Source organism: Paenibacillus sp. FSL H7-0737 (genome assembly GCF_000758545.1).
Lineage (GTDB): Bacteria > Bacillota > Bacilli > Paenibacillales > Paenibacillaceae > Paenibacillus_AQ.
In genome coordinates, this window is the sequence record NZ_CP009279.1 from 6,080,000 (window position 1) to 6,094,714 (window position 14,715).

The window sequence follows — 14,715 nt, forward strand, 5'->3', positions numbered from 1 at the left end:
TTAGTCAAGCTATTTTATTAAAAAATCTTAAATTCATATAAGACTCTTGCATTTACCGCTTATCCTTAGTGTTTATACTGAGAAGAACGTCCACCCCACGCATACTTGGAAAGCTCTTTCTGAGGAGCAAAACGAGCATACATACGAAATACAGTCTTATATCTATTGGCGATGGCATGCCTGATATTTTGGTCCAAGCGCTGATCGCTCAAATCTAACAGCATCTCATCAAGTTCTTTCCGCAAAACATAATCCAGTTCCTTGCATTCTTTTTCGTTGAACAACATTCCCAACATATGCTTGGCCTCCTTCATGAAGTTGCAAGTAACACATTCACTAAAACCAAAAACCCCTTGTACATAATTAGTTAGTCCATCTCATGGAGAAAGCTGCCTTAAGATCCTCTTACACTAGATTAACCGGAGTACTCTTTTTATAACCATAATTATTAAAAATTCCCTTTATGGTTTCGTCACGATTATATACTTCTGACCTTTAGGCAATCCTTGGATGAATAGCTTTAATGTTATGCTCCATTCTCGGAAGTTTTATGATAAAAGAGAAAAAGTTATTGTGCTTTCAATGATGGCTGCAACAAATAACAGGATTATTGTCCAAATAGATGCCGTAAGTGTTTGACGCATGAACGAAGACCACTCAACACCTCTGTTCACTTTTTTAGTGGATGAGCTAAACAGACTTGCAACTACTTTCCCGCCGAACTGAAGTCCAAATGCACAAGCAATAATGATTGCTGGAATCTCTATAATCCCATGTGGCAGCAGTCCTTTTACTATTAGTTCGAATAAATCCTGTCCTTGCAGTGCTGATAAATGAATCAGATAGCCGATAACCGCTCCGTTAATAAATAAGAATATGGCTGGCAGTATACCGAACAACGCTCCTAAAAATATGATAAGAACACCCTTGATGCTGTTATTCAAAAATATAAATACAAAGAAGCTCCATTGCGGATTAGAAGAATCTCTAAGGTTGCCACTGATTTCACTGAGCCCCTCTAATTGCTGAACCAATAGCTTTTCCAGACTGCTAGTAGCTACCCACCCTATAACCGCTCCTACTGCGAAGAGCAGACAGGATAGCAATAAAGCCTTCCGGATCGTTTTTAGATCTTTAATAAACGTGAAGAACGACAACATAAATACCCTCCTGAAATTGTGATCTCTGTTTCTTAGGTCATAACCTTGCGGTACGAGCATACATTTAGAACAAACAAGCATTTCGCATGGGAGAGGAGCGCTGTCATTATGAATTCTTTTTATGTATTCAGCGGCAAAAAGATTAAACGATTCATCTATATCTTCGCCGCTGTGCTTCTTGCTGCTGGAGTTGTCTATGTCGAGAGGGGAAACATAACCGTTTTTTCTGAATCCGGACCTTCCGCGATCTACAGTGTACCAACAGAGAAGAAGCTGATTGCCCTGACCTTCGATATTAGCTGGGGGGAGAAAAGACCCGAACCAATTTTGAAGGTACTTGAAGACAAGAAAGTGGACAAAGCCACCTTCTTCCTATCGTCTCCATGGAGTAAGACTCACCCAGACATTGTAACTAACATTAAGAATGCAGGTTTTGAAATTGGAAGTCATGGTCATAAACATGTCAATTACAGCACACTAAGCAACGAAGAAATTCGTACACAGATCTCAACGGCTCACACCGTACTTACCGAATTAACCGGCACTGAACCCAATTTGATTCGTATGCCTAATGGTGATTTTGACAAAAGAGTCCTTCAGGTTGCCAGCGATCTCGGCTACAAGGTCATTCAATGGGATACAGACTCCCTGGACTGGAAGAACATCGGCGTAGACAATATCGTGAAGCGTGTAACGACAAAAGCGCATCCAGGTGATATCGTCCTTCTACATGCCAGTGATTCCTGTAAACAAACACATGAAGCACTTCCACTCATTATCGACGAGCTCCGCAGACAAGGTTATGAATTCGTTACCGTCTCTGAGCTGATTAGTCAAAGCAACACCGAAGGTAAAGAAGTCCGCGACTCAGCTTCACTGAGTAATGCCATTGAGGACGCAGCTGGGCTGTAAAAACACATTCAATCTCTGGTGCCGTAATGGATGTTGATCTGTCCAAAGGATTAATGACGTGGAGAAATGAGTTCCGATATGTCAGGTGTGGGGGTATTCAGCTTCGGATAGCTCAGATCCAGACTCTCCAGTGTCTTTACAACGATGGATAAGGTCAAATAGTTGCGGTACCATTGATGATTGGCGGGTATCCAGTACCAGGGTGCTTTATCTATGCTAGATTCCTTGAAAACATCTTCATATGCTTCTTGGTAATCATCCCAATACTCCCGCTCCTGGAGATCACTTGCATCGAATTTCCAATGTTTTTTGGGATCTTCAAGCCGTTCCTTAATCTTCTTCAGCTGCTTCTCTTTAGAAATATGCAGAAAAAGCTTGATAATTGTCGTCCCCTCTTCCACCAGCATTTCCTCGAACTGCCGTATGTAACGAAAGCGACGCTTCAAGTCATCCTTTTTTAACCCTCCGTGTACCCGTGGTACCAATACATCTTCATAATGCGAGCGGTTAAATGCAGAGATATATCCCTTAGGGGGTGTCTTCTGATGAACCCTCCATAGAAAATCATGAGCCTCTTCCTCTAGAGATGGTTTCTTGAAGCTGGTCACTATAAACCCTTGTGGATTAATGCCTGAAAAAATATGCTTAACCGTGCCATCCTTACCGCTGGAATCCATTCCTTGCAGAATAACAAGCAGCGAATGCTTTTTCTGAGCAAACAAAATATCTTGGAGCTCTGCCAAACGTGCTTTAAGCTCTTCTGTTTTGGCTTCTACTTCTTTTTTGGATTTAAAAACACCTGTGTCGTCCGGATCCAGCTTGTTAAGCCGGATTTCTTTTGTGTCTTTTATCATATAGCGCTTGATGTCCATATATTCCCCTCCTAAAAGTTTTGTGAGCGTTACTACACTTGTGTTACTTCGTACAAAACTCACTTCGGAAGCATCTACTAAGTTTTGTAAAGCATATGCATCATAGGAACGCTTCGTACAAAACTCACTTCGAAAGCATACGCTTAGTTTTGTGAGCGTATCGTTCTTTAAGATTAACCTCTACAATCAGATTTTAATCGTTAAGATACAGTTAGAGCAAAAAACCCCGTCTTCTGAGATCAGAGCACGGGGTTCTTTGTTTAGTGCCTTCCCCATTCATTATCCGGCTGCCGGCTTCAGAATACGGTGTAGCATCAAAATTTGGAATGCATTACAAGCGATAAGCGGAACAACAATAAATACCGTTGCACTATCAACACCTATACGGAGCACGCCAATAACTTCCACAATTGAAATAGCTGTCATAAAAAAGAGGGTTGGAATCAAAGCTGAGATGTTTGTACTTTTTACTTTGAAATAAGACACAATAATAGCTGCTAGCAAAATAACGATTCCTAATATTAGATCAGACATAACATTTCTTTCCCCACCAACGACGGTACGCAAAAAAATCAGTTCAAGCAATGCGAGCACAGAAAGCACTAGTTGTATGTATTTCCAAACCTTTTGTGGAAAAACGCCGTTGCCCATATAATTCAAAATCAAATAGGCAAAAAAACCAAGTTGCGAATAAACGCTTACAAGCATACCGTAGCCAAGCAGAATCAGCGGGTATAAAAAGAAATCCCCGACACTTTTGAAATCAATCTTACCATTTACGAATTGCAGTGCCAGACCAGCGATTACAGCCCCACCCGCTCCTATAAGGAGGGTAGTCCAAAATAAATGAAACCATTTTTTTATACTCAGCCAATTCACCTCCTCTTGTCAGATTTATTTTACCAAGGATACCGACAAAACACCATTACACCCACAACATAAATGTGATCTAATTCGGCATAATACATCTAGAGAATCCTATAAAGGAGGGCAGCGCCAATGAAATGGAGATTTATCGGATCTGTGGGTTTGGCATTGAGCTTTGTTATGGCCTTAACGGCTTGCGGAAGTGAGCAGAGCAGTTCTTCTTCCGGACAAGGCAGTTATAAAGAAACGAAGACCATGGTTTTAGATATATTGAAAAGCGATGAGGGTAAAAAAGCGGTTGAGGAATCATTATCAAGCTCCAGCTCTAGCGGTACCAGTGGAATGAGCATGAAGATGATGCCACTTCAAACAACAGAGGAGATCAAGCTCGCTGTTAAAAATACTCTCACTGCACCGGAATATCAGAAGGAAATCGAGAAGATAATGACTGATCCCAAATTCGCAGGCGATTTCGCTAAAGCCATTCAATCACAAAGCAAGGAACTACACCTACAGCTAATTAAGGATCCCACTTATCAGAAATCAGTCGAAGAAATTATGAAGTCTCCAGAAATGATGACAATGTTTTTAAATCTCACTAAAACACCTGATTACCGTAAACAATCCATGAAGACCATGCAGGAATCCATGCAAACTCCATTATTTCGCATGGAAGTATTGAATTTACTTAAAAAAGTCGTACAAGAAGAACTTGAACCAAAAGAGAAAAAAGAAAAGGGTAGCGAAGGTGGCGACAAACAGGAAAGCAGTGGCGGCGGCAGCGGCGATGATTCAAGTTCTTAAAAAAAAAGGCCTTATCCCACTAATACGTGTGGGAAGGCCTCTTTTTTATGCACAAGAGTTAGTGCTCATATTTGGCAATAAGTTTATCAGCAATTTCTGCAAATAATTGTCCTGATGGTGTCTCTTCTTTGTATACAGAAGGTGAGAAATCCAGTTCGGAAATATGGTTGTCCGGTGCACCTAGCGGTATTTGTGCAAGCAGCTCCGTATGAAGCGTCTCGGCAAGCCTCGCTCCTCCGCCTCTGCCAAAGATATAATCTTTCTTACCACAGTCAGTGCACTCATAATAAGCCATATTCTCAATGACTCCAATAATCTCATGATCTGTCTGTAGAGCCATAGAGCCCGCTCTAGCCGCCACAAACGCTGCGGTAGCGTGAGGTGTCGTAACTATAATCTCTTTGCTGTGAGGCAGCATCTGATGCACGTCAAGTGCCACATCACCAGTACCTGGGGGAAGATCAAGCAGCATATAATCAAGTTCACCCCAACCAACATCATTGAAGAACTGGCGAAGCATTTTACCCAGCATAGGTCCCCGCCAAATAACTGGACTATTCTCACGAATAAAGAAGCCCATAGACATGACCTTCACTCCAAAACGTTCCACAGGAATAATCGTTCCCTCTTCTACAACTGGTCCCTCTTCGATCCCCATCATATCGGGAATACTGAAACCATAAATATCAGCATCGATAAGACCAACTTTTTTCCCTTTTCTTGCAAGGGCTACGGCCAAATTCACCGTTACGGTTGACTTACCAACTCCACCTTTGCCGCTGGCCACAGCGATAAAGTTCACGCCAGAGCTCTCGCTAATTAATTCATGGTCATCAAGGCCTGCAGCATGTCCTTTAAGTTTCCCAGGTTCATCGAAATCCTCTACGCTCTCTCCGCGAAGTATAGCACGTTCATAATCGGTTGCATCACGAAGCCGGATATGTACATTAGAAACCCCACCCGCTTCAAGCAATTCACGAACCTGTTGTTCTAGATCCATGCGACTTTGCTCTTCAGGATTCAGACATATGATAGATAAAGAAATACGGTCTTCTTTAATCATAATGTCACGGATCAGCTGTAGTTCCACAAGGCTTTTTCCAGTTTCAGAGTCTGTTAATGGCTGCAGTATTTCCTGAATTTGTTCCTTAGTCAGCATGGGAAGCACCTCTGTTTCCTTTCCGGTTGAGAATTCTCCGGAGTTTTTGTCTATTATAGCATTACCTGTCTCCCCATGAGTAGTCCTGACTACTCTGAGGCGTACCGAAGAATCCCCCGATAAATGCTAGTCGCAACCTTACGCTGATAGACATCATTTCCAAGTAGAGCAGATTCCTGAGGATGTGATAAGAAGCCAACTTCTACAAGTACCGCTGGTATTTTCAATGCTTTTAACAGATAAACAGTATTCACTGTCTTAGCCACACGATCTGTATTCTCCAGCGTAGTCTTCAGCTCACTCTGCACAAACTCCGCTATAGCTTTATTATCCTTGTGATTGGGGTAGTAAAAGGTCTGTGCTCCACTCCAACGATTGGAAGGGACACTGTTCATGTGAACGCTTATAAAAAGGTCTGCGCCTTTTTCTTCGATACTTCTTACTCTTTGTTTAAGATCTTCTGTCTTACGCTTAGAATAGCCTTTAGTACCTTCCTGAGCCAAATCATAATCACCTTCACGAGTCATTACTACAATAGCCCCTGCCTGCTGCAGATAATCACGCAAATAAAGCGATACCGCGAGATTAATATCTTTCTCAATTAGCCCTTCCCGGCTAACCGCTCCTCCATCAGCTCCACCATGTCCCGCATCGAGAGCAATAACTTTTCCTGACAAGGGCAGACTCCAATAATTTAGTGTTTTAGCGGTAGGCATGTCATACGCAATAATTCCGATCATTATAGCTAGCAGCATCACGCCAAGCATACTTTTTTTGATACTGCTCCATGAAATCCAGACCGAGACTTTACTCTGCTTTCGGCCAGACATAACAAAGACCCCCTCGTCCCGATAGATAATACTCATCTATATGGGACAAGAAGGTCAAATAGTACTAGCTGTTAATGATTAAGCTGTAACTTCTTGTGTCATACCTTCAATCAGAATCTGCGCAACCTCAGGCCGTGTAAATTCTGGCGGAGGACATTGGCCATCACGGAGCAAAGCACGTACCTTCGTACCCGACAATGTCATGTGATCGTCGCTAGGATGAGGGCAAGTTTTACTGGATGCCATATTCCCGCATTTTTTACAGAAGAAGCTATGTTCAAAAAATAATGGAGTAATATCAAGTTCTTCAGCACTAAAATTCGAGAAAATTTCCTGTGCTTCATAAGTGCCATAATAATCACCTACCCCAGCATGGTCACGACCGACGATGAAATGGGTACAGCCGTAATTTTTACGAACCATTGCATGGAAAATTGCTTCTCTAGGGCCTGCATAACGCATTGCCGCCGGAAAAACACCAAGGAAGGTACGATCCTCAGGATAATAGTTCTCCAAAAGCGCCAGATAGCTCTTCATCCGTACATTTGCCGGTACATCATCTGACTTCGTCTCACCAACAAGTGGATTTAGGAATAGAGCGTCTACAACCTCCATAGCGCACTTTTGAATGTACTCGTGAGCTCGGTGGACCGGATTGCGTGTTTGGAAGCCTACAACCGTTCTCCAGCCCTTTTCAGCAAATATCTTCCGCGTATCCGCAGGATCAAAATAAAATTCACCGAACTTCTCTGGCTGTGGGCGGTTCAAGACTGTAATCGGCCCTCCAACATAAGTTGCAGGACGAGCCAACAGCTTACTCACACCAGGATGTTCAGGATCTGTTGTCTTGAAGACATTTTGTGCTTCAATCGTTTGATCTACAGTATAAATACTCTCAATATCCAATAAACCGTAAATCTCGCCATCGTCTTCACCGATTAAAGAAACTTTATCCCCAATTGATAAACTGGCAGCCACATCATCTTCTACAGCCAGTGTTATTGGAATGCTCCACACTGTTCCATCTGCTAAACGCATGCTTTTTACTACTGAATGATAGTCTTGCTCATTTAAAAAGCCAGTTAATGGTGAAAATGCACCTACAGCTATAAGATCCAAATCAGATAAAGTCCAGGTATTCAAGACAATCGCCTTGCTGTCACGTGCGAGATTTAGCAATTCTTCTCTTTCAGTACCCTCTACTACACGGTTTACCAAAGCTCCGCCATGCGGACGTATTGAAGTCATCTTAGTCTCTCCTTCTATGTTCCCACAGGAATATGTCTTACTTGTGCAATCCGCACTCTGTCTTCTCTGATCCAGACCAACGGCCAGCACGCGGATCTTCACCTGGCATAACCTGACGTGTACATTGCTCACAGCCGATACTTGGATAGTTACGGTCATGTAGAGGGTTATAGATTACGTCATTTTCACGAATATAGTTCCATACATCTTCTGACGTCCAATCCGCAATAGGATTAAACTTCACTAAACCAAATTTATAATCATACTCGACCTTTTTAGCATTTGCACGGGTAGGCGCTTGATCGCGACGAATTCCAGTAATCCATGCCTCATATTGAGATAATATACGAGTCAATGGTTCAACTTTACGAATACCACAGCATTGATTTGGGTCAACCGTCCATAACGCATCACCGTATTGAAGTGCTTGCTCCTGCGTGGTGAGTTGCGGAGACACTCGTACAAACTCTAATCCGTATTTGTCTGCCATCAAATCTCTGGTTTCGTAGGTTTCCTTAAAATGATAATCTGTATCGAGATAAAAGACATCAGTAGATGGACTAACTTTGTGAAGCATATCAACAAGCACTACATCTTCGGCACCAAAGCTGCAGGCAAAAGTAATGTTAGGAAATGTTTCTACAGCCCAGCGGATAATATCCTCGGGTGAAGCACTCTCTAATTCTTCGGCCTTTATTCTGATCAAATCTTCTTTCTCGAGCAGGTTCATTAAGGTATTCCTCCATCCAAAATATTAATCGTATGAATAAATGAGGTAAAAGAAGTAATAAAACCAACTATTTCTATATGAAATAGTATATAACTTTTACTGAGGAAGTCAATGAGTTTCAACCCTCAGAATTAGTAAATGAATGCAAAAAAAGCCCATTTCTTGTTCGAAAGGGGCTGCTAAAAAAAATAAAACCCTCGACCGTAAAGGCCAAGGGTTGAATTCTTGATAAATATTAACGTTTCGAGAACTGAGGCGCACGACGTGCAGCCTTCAAGCCGTATTTCTTACGTTCCTTCATACGTGGGTCACGAGTCAGGAAGCCGGCTTTCTTAAGCGCACCGCGATATTCAGGGTCAACTTTAAGCAATGCACGGGAGATACCGTGACGAATTGCTCCAGCTTGACCGGAAATGCCGCCACCATGTGCAAGAACGATTACATCGTAGTTGCCTAGTGTTTCAGTCAGGTTCAAAGGTTGTTTTACGATCATTTTCAGTGTTTCCACACCGAAATATTCGTCCATCTCACGTTTGTTAATGACAATGCGTCCTTCACCCGGTACAAGGCGAACACGTGCTACCGAATGTTTACGACGACCTGTCCCATAGTATTGTACTTGTGCCATGAAACTGTCCTCCTCTATTCTTATCCGCGAAGTTCGTAAACTTCAGGTTTTTGTGCTGCATGTGGATGCTCGGCGCCTGCATATACTTTCAATCTCAGCTTCATGTGGTCCCCTTGACGAGTCTTAGGAATCATACCATGAACAGCGAATTCAATTACGCGTTCTGGTTTAGTATTCAGCAAAGTTTCAGCATTAGTAACTTTCAAGCCACCTGGGTGCATCGAGTGACGGTAGTATTTCTTGTTTTGCAATTTCTTACCGGTCAAGTGAATCTTCTCAGCGTTGATTACGATAACGAAATCTCCTGTATCAACGTGTGGAGTGAATTGCGGTTTGTGTTTGCCACGGATCAAAGCAGCGGCTTCGCTGGCCAAACGACCGAGTGTCTTGCCTTCGGCATCAATAATGTGCCAATTGCGTTCAACTTCGTTCGGCTTCGCCATATAGGTGGTACGCATGAATGTTTCCTCCTTGTTCTCGTACGAAAATCTTCTGTTTCGTATATCTTGTTTCTCATTGAATTACAATTATGTGAGTTAAGCAAAGCATTTTTTTGGCATTTCCTTGATCGGGGCTGTGGGATAGCCATCAAGAAAACACAACTTTTATATTACAGTATAAACATAACAAGTGCAAGTGATTTTTAAACATTCAGCCTATTATTCAGGAAGAAATTTATAGAAAAAAAGATTCACTTTCAGTCTCGTCATATTCTACACTCCACAAAGCCAACCCCTTGGCCATAGCTGTTGGACCAGCAGCAGAACGATCACATGCCGCCAATATCTCAGCAACATGATCAGCATCTATTTTACCTTCACCCACATGGATCAAAGTCCCCATAATAATGCGAACCATATGCTGAAGAAATCCACTACCCGTTATATAAGTTTGGATCACTCCCTGATCTAATGAAGAGGGTCGGCACATACTGCGGTCTACTTCCATATGAGCTTCAAAGATCGTTCGTACATGAGAGGCCTTAGTAGACCTCCGTGAAGCAAACGAAGTGAAGTCATGTGTCCCTAAAATATGCGTTAAGCCTTGCTGCATCGCAGGAATGTCCAACCTCACCGGATGATGAAGCTGCCAGCGCCGTTGAAACGGGTCTGGAAACCTGTTGCCGTTAATCGTGTATCGGTAAGTTTTACGTTTAGCTCCTCTACGAGAGTGAAACGTCAGCGGTACTTCCCTAGCCTCAGTAACCACGATATCTTGTGGCAGCCGGGCATTAAGCGCCAGACACCAACGTTCAAGTGGGATTCGAGAGGAGGTCGTAAAGTTAAAAGGCTGACCGTAGGCGTGTACTCCGGCATCTGTTCGACCAGAAGCAGTAATCTTAAGCTCCTCACCTGTCAGATGGAGTATCGCTTGCTCCAGCCGATCTTGAATCGTATTGCCCTGAGGCTGGGTCTGAAAGCCATCATAATTTGTTCCGTCATAATTGACCTTCATCAATAGATTACGCATTCCGTTCTCCTTTTTAAACCGTTCAGCAGAAACGTCGATCGAAGCACTGTCTGATCTTATTCAAGAGGAAGAAATGGCTTTGCCGTCCCTAGAAGGACGGCATCCATTAACACTTCACTCCATTACTTCAAAAAAAAGAGCCCCTGCGGGAGCTCCTTCAATTGAACCAAGGTGATTCCCACGGTTATTAGTACAGCAGAGTCTTGCGCCTCTGCAGCACAATAACGCTGATATTTCCCCCATCTTTACTCCAAAGAGGGCCGGATGAAAGGGAAGCATCGGAAATCAATACTTGTGATACTACGCGCGGTCTACCAATTCAAGATAAACCATAGGCGCAGCGTCCCCACGACGAGGTCCGAGTTTCAGGATACGAGTGTATCCACCTGGACGCTCTGTGTAACGAGGAGCAATGTCAGAGAACAATTTTTGAATTGCATCTTGTTCACCATCAACAGTCTCGCGGCGAACAAATGCAGCTACTTGACGACGAGCATGAAGATCGCCTTTTTTAGCTTTAGTGATCAACTTTTCAGCGATAGAACGAACTTCTTTCGCTTTAGCTTCCGTTGTTTGGATGCGCTCGTATAAAAATAGATCCGTTACCATGTCGCGAAATAACGCTTTACGCGCACTGGAATCACGGCCCAATTTTTGGTATGCCATGTGTTTTCCCTCCTTTACTGTAACAATCTGTAGTTATTCTTCTGTACGTAGTCCCAAACCAAGTTCCTCAAGCTTCTCCTGAACTTCTTCCAAAGATTTACGACCAAGGTTACGCACCTTCATCATATCTTCTTCAGTCTTCGTGGTAAGCTCTTGTACGGTATTAATACCAGCACGTTTGAGGCAGTTGTAGGAACGGACAGAAAGATCAAGCTCTTCGATTGTCATCTCTAGCACTTTTTCTTTTTTGTCTTCTTCTTTTTCAACCATAATTTCGGCGTCTTTCGCTTCGTCCGTAAGACCTACGAACAATACGAGGTGCTCGTTCAAAATTTTGGCTCCGAGGCTTACAGCCTCTTCCGGTCTAATACTGCCATCTGTCCAAATTTCAAGCGTCAATTTGTCGTAGTTAGTCACTTGACCAACACGTGTATTGTCTATGCCGTAGTTAACGCGTGAAATAGGAGTGTAGATGGAGTCAACCGGGATAACGCCAATTGGCTGATCGTCGCGTTTGTTCCGGTCCGCTTGGACGTAGCCGCGACCACGGCCTGCAAAAATACGCATGTGAAGTCTCGCACCAGGTCCCAGCGTTGCAATGTGAAGATCCGGGTTGAGGATCTCAACATCGCTGTCCGCACGGATATCACCTGCGGTAACGATGCCTTCCCCTTCGGCATCAATCTCAAACACTTTTTCCTCGTCTGAATGAATCTTCAGGGACAAGGCTTTAAGGTTCAGAATGATCTCCGTCACATCTTCCATTACGCCTGGAACGGTCGAGAACTCATGCAGAACGCCGTCAATTTGGACCGAAGTCACTGCGGCTCCTGGAAGCGAAGAAAGCAATATCCGGCGAAGTGAATTCCCCAGAGTCGTGCCATACCCACGTTCCAACGGTTCAACTACGAATTTCCCATAGGTACCTTCATCATTAGCTTCTACGGTCTCAATCTTCGGCTTTTCGATTTCTATCACGAGTTTACCCCTCCTTCAACGTCGCTCCTATATGAAACTGTCACCCCATCAGGTGCATCATGTAGTATGCCTAAACACCTATTATTAGCAGATGCGTCAGAATTATACCACATTTACAATACTGATTTCACTATACGCGACGACGTTTCGGCGGACGGCATCCATTGTGAGGAACCGGAGTTACGTCTTTAATAAGGTTAACTTCAAGCCCTGCAGCTTGAAGGGAACGGATGGCTGCTTCGCGGCCCGCGCCCGGTCCTTTAACCATAACCTCAACCGACTTCATGCCGTGCTCCATAGCTGCTTTAGCTGCTGACTCAGCTGCCATTTGCGCTGCGAATGGAGTCGACTTACGGGAACCTTTAAATCCTTGGCCGCCGGAGCTTGCCCAGGAAATTGCATTTCCGTGAGGATCTGTGATGGTAACGATGGTGTTATTGAACGTGGAACGAATATGTGCCACGCCGGATTCGATATTTTTACGGTCGCGACGTTTGGTACGTACGACTTTTTTCGGTTTAGCCATTGTCTCTTATCCCCCCTTATTATTTCTTCTTGTTTGCTACCGTACGACGCGGGCCTTTCCGGGTACGGGCATTGGTTTTAGTACGTTGACCGCGAACAGGCAATCCACGACGGTGACGAACACCGCGGTAACAGCCGATCTCAGTAAGACGTTTAATATTCAAGGAAATTTCACGACGCAGGTCACCTTCAACCTTAACCGTTTTGTCGATCGTTTCACGCAGTTTGCTGACTTCATCTTCCGTCAAATCACGGACACGTGTATTAGCGCTAATGCCTGTTTCATTAAGAATTTTCTGAGAAGTCGTTTTACCGATTCCGAAAATATAAGTCAAGGCGATCTCAACGCGTTTGTCACGTGGCAAATCCACTCCAGCTATACGAGCCATTTTACGCTACACCCCCTTCTTAACCTTGTTTTTGTTTGTGTTTCGGATTTTCGCAAATCACCATAACAGTCCCTTTGCGGCGGATTACTTTACATTTCTCGCAAATGGGCTTTACAGAAGGTCTTACCTTCATGTTAATTACCTCCTCAAAGTTTTGCGAAGCAAAACTTTTTTCGTAGTTCCCATCTATTTACGGTAAGTTATACGACCTTTTGATAAATCATAAGGCGATAACTGCACGACCACTTTGTCTCCGGTCAAAATACGGATAAAGTGCATCCGCAATTTACCGGATACATGGGCAAGTATTTGATGACCGTTCTCAAGCTCAACCTTAAACGTTGCATTTGGCAACGGTTCAAGGACAGTACCTTCTACTTCAATGACATCTTCCTTAGCCACAGTTAGTCTCCTTTCTCATAAGCACTTATTCCGGTTGGGCCAGCATACTTCATGACTGCGTAACGCAGCTTTCCGTTTGTTACCCGCCCAGTTTCTTCCAAACTGTTCACAACCTCACTGCTGATGAAGGGTATGAGCTCAAGATGAAGAATATTCTTCTTCTTTGGCCCATCAAACTTACGTTTGTCTCCATCTGCAATGTATACAAATCTGCTATCAACAACTGCGATAACAACGGCTGCCTCTCCGGCATCTTTGCCTTTGAGAATTCTCACTAATTGACCAACCTGCGGGCTGCTCACAGTATTCAAGTGGAGATCACCTACGCATTCAGTTTTGTGAAAATTTCCATGCCGTCCGGAGTAACTGCTACTGTATGCTCAAAGTGAGCACATAGGGAGCCATCCACCGTAACGACAGTCCAGTTATCTTCCAGCGTTCTGACATGTCTCTTTCCTACGTTTACCATCGGCTCAATCGCGAGTACCATACCCGGTTTCAGACGTGGTCCGCGGTCCGCTATGCCATAATTCGGAATTTGCGGTTCTTCATGCAGTTTTGCCCCAATACCATGACCAACATACTCACGTACGACTGAGAAACCAGCCTCTTCGATGTATTGCTGGATAGCATGGGAGATTGTAAACAAGCGCACATCCGGCTTAACTAACGCCAGTCCCGCGTACAAGGAGCCTTCCGTAACGTCCAGCAAACGCTGAGCCTCTTCGGAAATGCTGCCCACACCGTAGGTCCAGGCGGAATCACCGTGATAACCGCGGTATTCTGCACCGATATCCAGCGTTACAATATCACCTTCGATCAGTTTGCGTTTACCTGGAAATCCATGCACTAATTGTTCGTTGACTGAAGCGCAAATGCTGGCAGGAAAACCGTTGTAGCCTTTGAAAGACGGCACAGCACCTTGACTGCGAATGTATTGATCGGCGATTCTGTCGAGATCGCCCGTTGTAATGCCAGGCTCAATGGCCTCAGCAATAAGACGGTGACTCTCGGCAACAATTCGACCAGCTTCCCTCATAAAGGCAAGTTCCTGTTCGGATTTACAAATGATCAT

21 protein-coding genes are annotated in these 14,715 nt (G+C 43.8%); 2 read left to right on the forward strand and 19 right to left on the reverse strand.

Annotated elements, in window-relative coordinates:
* Window positions 1-65: 65 nt before the first annotated feature.
* A complete protein-coding gene (locus H70737_RS26565) occupies window positions 66-296 on the reverse strand; it encodes a hypothetical protein (protein ID WP_036680631.1) in 231 nt (76 codons plus the stop codon).
* A 252-nt stretch (window positions 297-548) separates the two neighbouring features.
* Window positions 549-1,160: a stage II sporulation protein M gene (locus tag H70737_RS26570; RefSeq protein ID WP_042192138.1), complete on the reverse strand. Its 612-nt coding sequence runs from the start codon at window positions 1,158-1,160 to the stop codon at window positions 549-551.
* Between the two features lie 108 nt (window positions 1,161-1,268).
* Between H70737_RS26570 and pdaB the strand changes: the two genes are divergently transcribed.
* A complete protein-coding gene (gene pdaB / locus H70737_RS26575; RefSeq protein WP_042192142.1) occupies window positions 1,269-2,072 on the forward strand; it encodes a polysaccharide deacetylase family sporulation protein PdaB in 804 nt (267 codons plus the stop codon).
* Between the two features lie 50 nt (window positions 2,073-2,122).
* Here the strand turns inward: pdaB and H70737_RS26580 are convergent, their stop codons facing one another.
* Together H70737_RS26580 and H70737_RS26585 are read right to left on the reverse strand one after the other, a co-directional pair.
* A complete protein-coding gene (locus H70737_RS26580) occupies window positions 2,123-2,944 on the reverse strand; it encodes a PPK2 family polyphosphate kinase (RefSeq protein WP_042192144.1) in 822 nt (273 codons plus the stop codon).
* Between the two features lie 279 nt (window positions 2,945-3,223).
* Complete coding sequence (locus H70737_RS26585; RefSeq protein WP_042132517.1) at window positions 3,224-3,814, reverse strand: KinB-signaling pathway activation protein; 591 nt, start codon at window positions 3,812-3,814, stop codon at window positions 3,224-3,226.
* 129 nt (window positions 3,815-3,943) lie between these two features.
* On the opposite strand from H70737_RS26585, the gene gerD reads away from it, so the two are divergent.
* A complete protein-coding gene (gene gerD, locus H70737_RS26590) occupies window positions 3,944-4,615 on the forward strand; it encodes a spore germination lipoprotein GerD (protein ID WP_042192146.1) in 672 nt (223 codons plus the stop codon).
* A 58-nt stretch (window positions 4,616-4,673) separates the two neighbouring features.
* On the opposite strand, the gene H70737_RS26595 is transcribed toward gerD, so the two are convergent.
* The 15 genes from H70737_RS26595 to map all read right to left on the reverse strand — a co-directional run bounded on the left by H70737_RS26595 (window position 4,674) and on the right by map (window position 14,715).
* Window positions 4,674-5,774: an Mrp/NBP35 family ATP-binding protein gene (locus tag H70737_RS26595; RefSeq protein ID WP_042192149.1), complete on the reverse strand. Its 1,101-nt coding sequence runs from the start codon at window positions 5,772-5,774 to the stop codon at window positions 4,674-4,676.
* 89 nt (window positions 5,775-5,863) lie between these two features.
* Window positions 5,864-6,604, reverse strand: a complete 741-nt coding sequence (gene cwlD / locus H70737_RS26600; protein WP_042192151.1) for an N-acetylmuramoyl-L-alanine amidase CwlD — start codon at window positions 6,602-6,604, stop codon at window positions 5,864-5,866.
* A 78-nt stretch (window positions 6,605-6,682) separates the two neighbouring features.
* Window positions 6,683-7,852, reverse strand: a complete 1,170-nt coding sequence (gene sat, locus H70737_RS26605; protein WP_042192153.1) for a sulfate adenylyltransferase — start codon at window positions 7,850-7,852, stop codon at window positions 6,683-6,685.
* A 37-nt stretch (window positions 7,853-7,889) separates the two neighbouring features.
* Window positions 7,890-8,582: a phosphoadenylyl-sulfate reductase gene (locus H70737_RS26610; protein WP_042192155.1), complete on the reverse strand. Its 693-nt coding sequence runs from the start codon at window positions 8,580-8,582 to the stop codon at window positions 7,890-7,892.
* 235 nt (window positions 8,583-8,817) lie between these two features.
* Window positions 8,818-9,210 (reverse strand): 30S ribosomal protein S9, encoded by a 393-nt coding sequence (gene rpsI, locus H70737_RS26615; RefSeq protein WP_025706574.1) that lies wholly within the window; start codon window positions 9,208-9,210, stop codon window positions 8,818-8,820.
* Window positions 9,211-9,230: 20 nt separating this feature from the next.
* The gene (rplM, locus tag H70737_RS26620; protein ID WP_036680589.1) at window positions 9,231-9,668 is read right to left on the reverse strand and encodes a 50S ribosomal protein L13; all 438 of its coding nucleotides are present in this window, start codon (window positions 9,666-9,668) and stop codon (window positions 9,231-9,233) included.
* A gap of 217 nt (window positions 9,669-9,885) precedes the next feature.
* Window positions 9,886-10,680, reverse strand: coding sequence for a tRNA pseudouridine(38-40) synthase TruA (gene truA, locus H70737_RS26625; RefSeq protein ID WP_042192157.1), 795 nt, complete (start codon window positions 10,678-10,680; stop codon window positions 9,886-9,888).
* Window positions 10,681-10,980: 300 nt separating this feature from the next.
* On the reverse strand, window positions 10,981-11,346 hold the full coding sequence (gene rplQ / locus H70737_RS26630) for a 50S ribosomal protein L17 (RefSeq protein ID WP_019908254.1): 366 nt from the start codon (window positions 11,344-11,346) through the stop codon (window positions 10,981-10,983).
* 33 nt (window positions 11,347-11,379) lie between these two features.
* Window positions 11,380-12,324: a DNA-directed RNA polymerase subunit alpha gene (locus H70737_RS26635; RefSeq protein ID WP_036680585.1), complete on the reverse strand. Its 945-nt coding sequence runs from the start codon at window positions 12,322-12,324 to the stop codon at window positions 11,380-11,382.
* Window positions 12,325-12,454: 130 nt separating this feature from the next.
* On the reverse strand, window positions 12,455-12,850 hold the full coding sequence (gene rpsK / locus H70737_RS26640; protein ID WP_019908251.1) for a 30S ribosomal protein S11: 396 nt from the start codon (window positions 12,848-12,850) through the stop codon (window positions 12,455-12,457).
* A gap of 19 nt (window positions 12,851-12,869) precedes the next feature.
* Window positions 12,870-13,238: a 30S ribosomal protein S13 gene (rpsM, locus tag H70737_RS26645; RefSeq protein WP_036680583.1), complete on the reverse strand. Its 369-nt coding sequence runs from the start codon at window positions 13,236-13,238 to the stop codon at window positions 12,870-12,872.
* Window positions 13,239-13,257: 19 nt separating this feature from the next.
* The gene (gene rpmJ, locus H70737_RS26650) at window positions 13,258-13,371 is read right to left on the reverse strand and encodes a 50S ribosomal protein L36 (protein WP_003322638.1); all 114 of its coding nucleotides are present in this window, start codon (window positions 13,369-13,371) and stop codon (window positions 13,258-13,260) included.
* Between the two features lie 53 nt (window positions 13,372-13,424).
* Window positions 13,425-13,640, reverse strand: coding sequence for a translation initiation factor IF-1 (gene infA, locus H70737_RS26655; RefSeq protein WP_036652996.1), 216 nt, complete (start codon window positions 13,638-13,640; stop codon window positions 13,425-13,427).
* 2 nt (window positions 13,641-13,642) lie between these two features.
* Window positions 13,643-13,951 carry a KOW domain-containing RNA-binding protein gene (locus H70737_RS26660; RefSeq protein ID WP_042192158.1) on the reverse strand — a complete coding sequence of 103 codons (309 nt, stop codon included), beginning with the start codon at window positions 13,949-13,951 and terminating at the stop codon, window positions 13,643-13,645.
* A gap of 11 nt (window positions 13,952-13,962) precedes the next feature.
* Window positions 13,963-14,715 carry a type I methionyl aminopeptidase gene (gene map / locus H70737_RS26665; protein WP_042192159.1) on the reverse strand — a complete coding sequence of 251 codons (753 nt, stop codon included), beginning with the start codon at window positions 14,713-14,715 and terminating at the stop codon, window positions 13,963-13,965.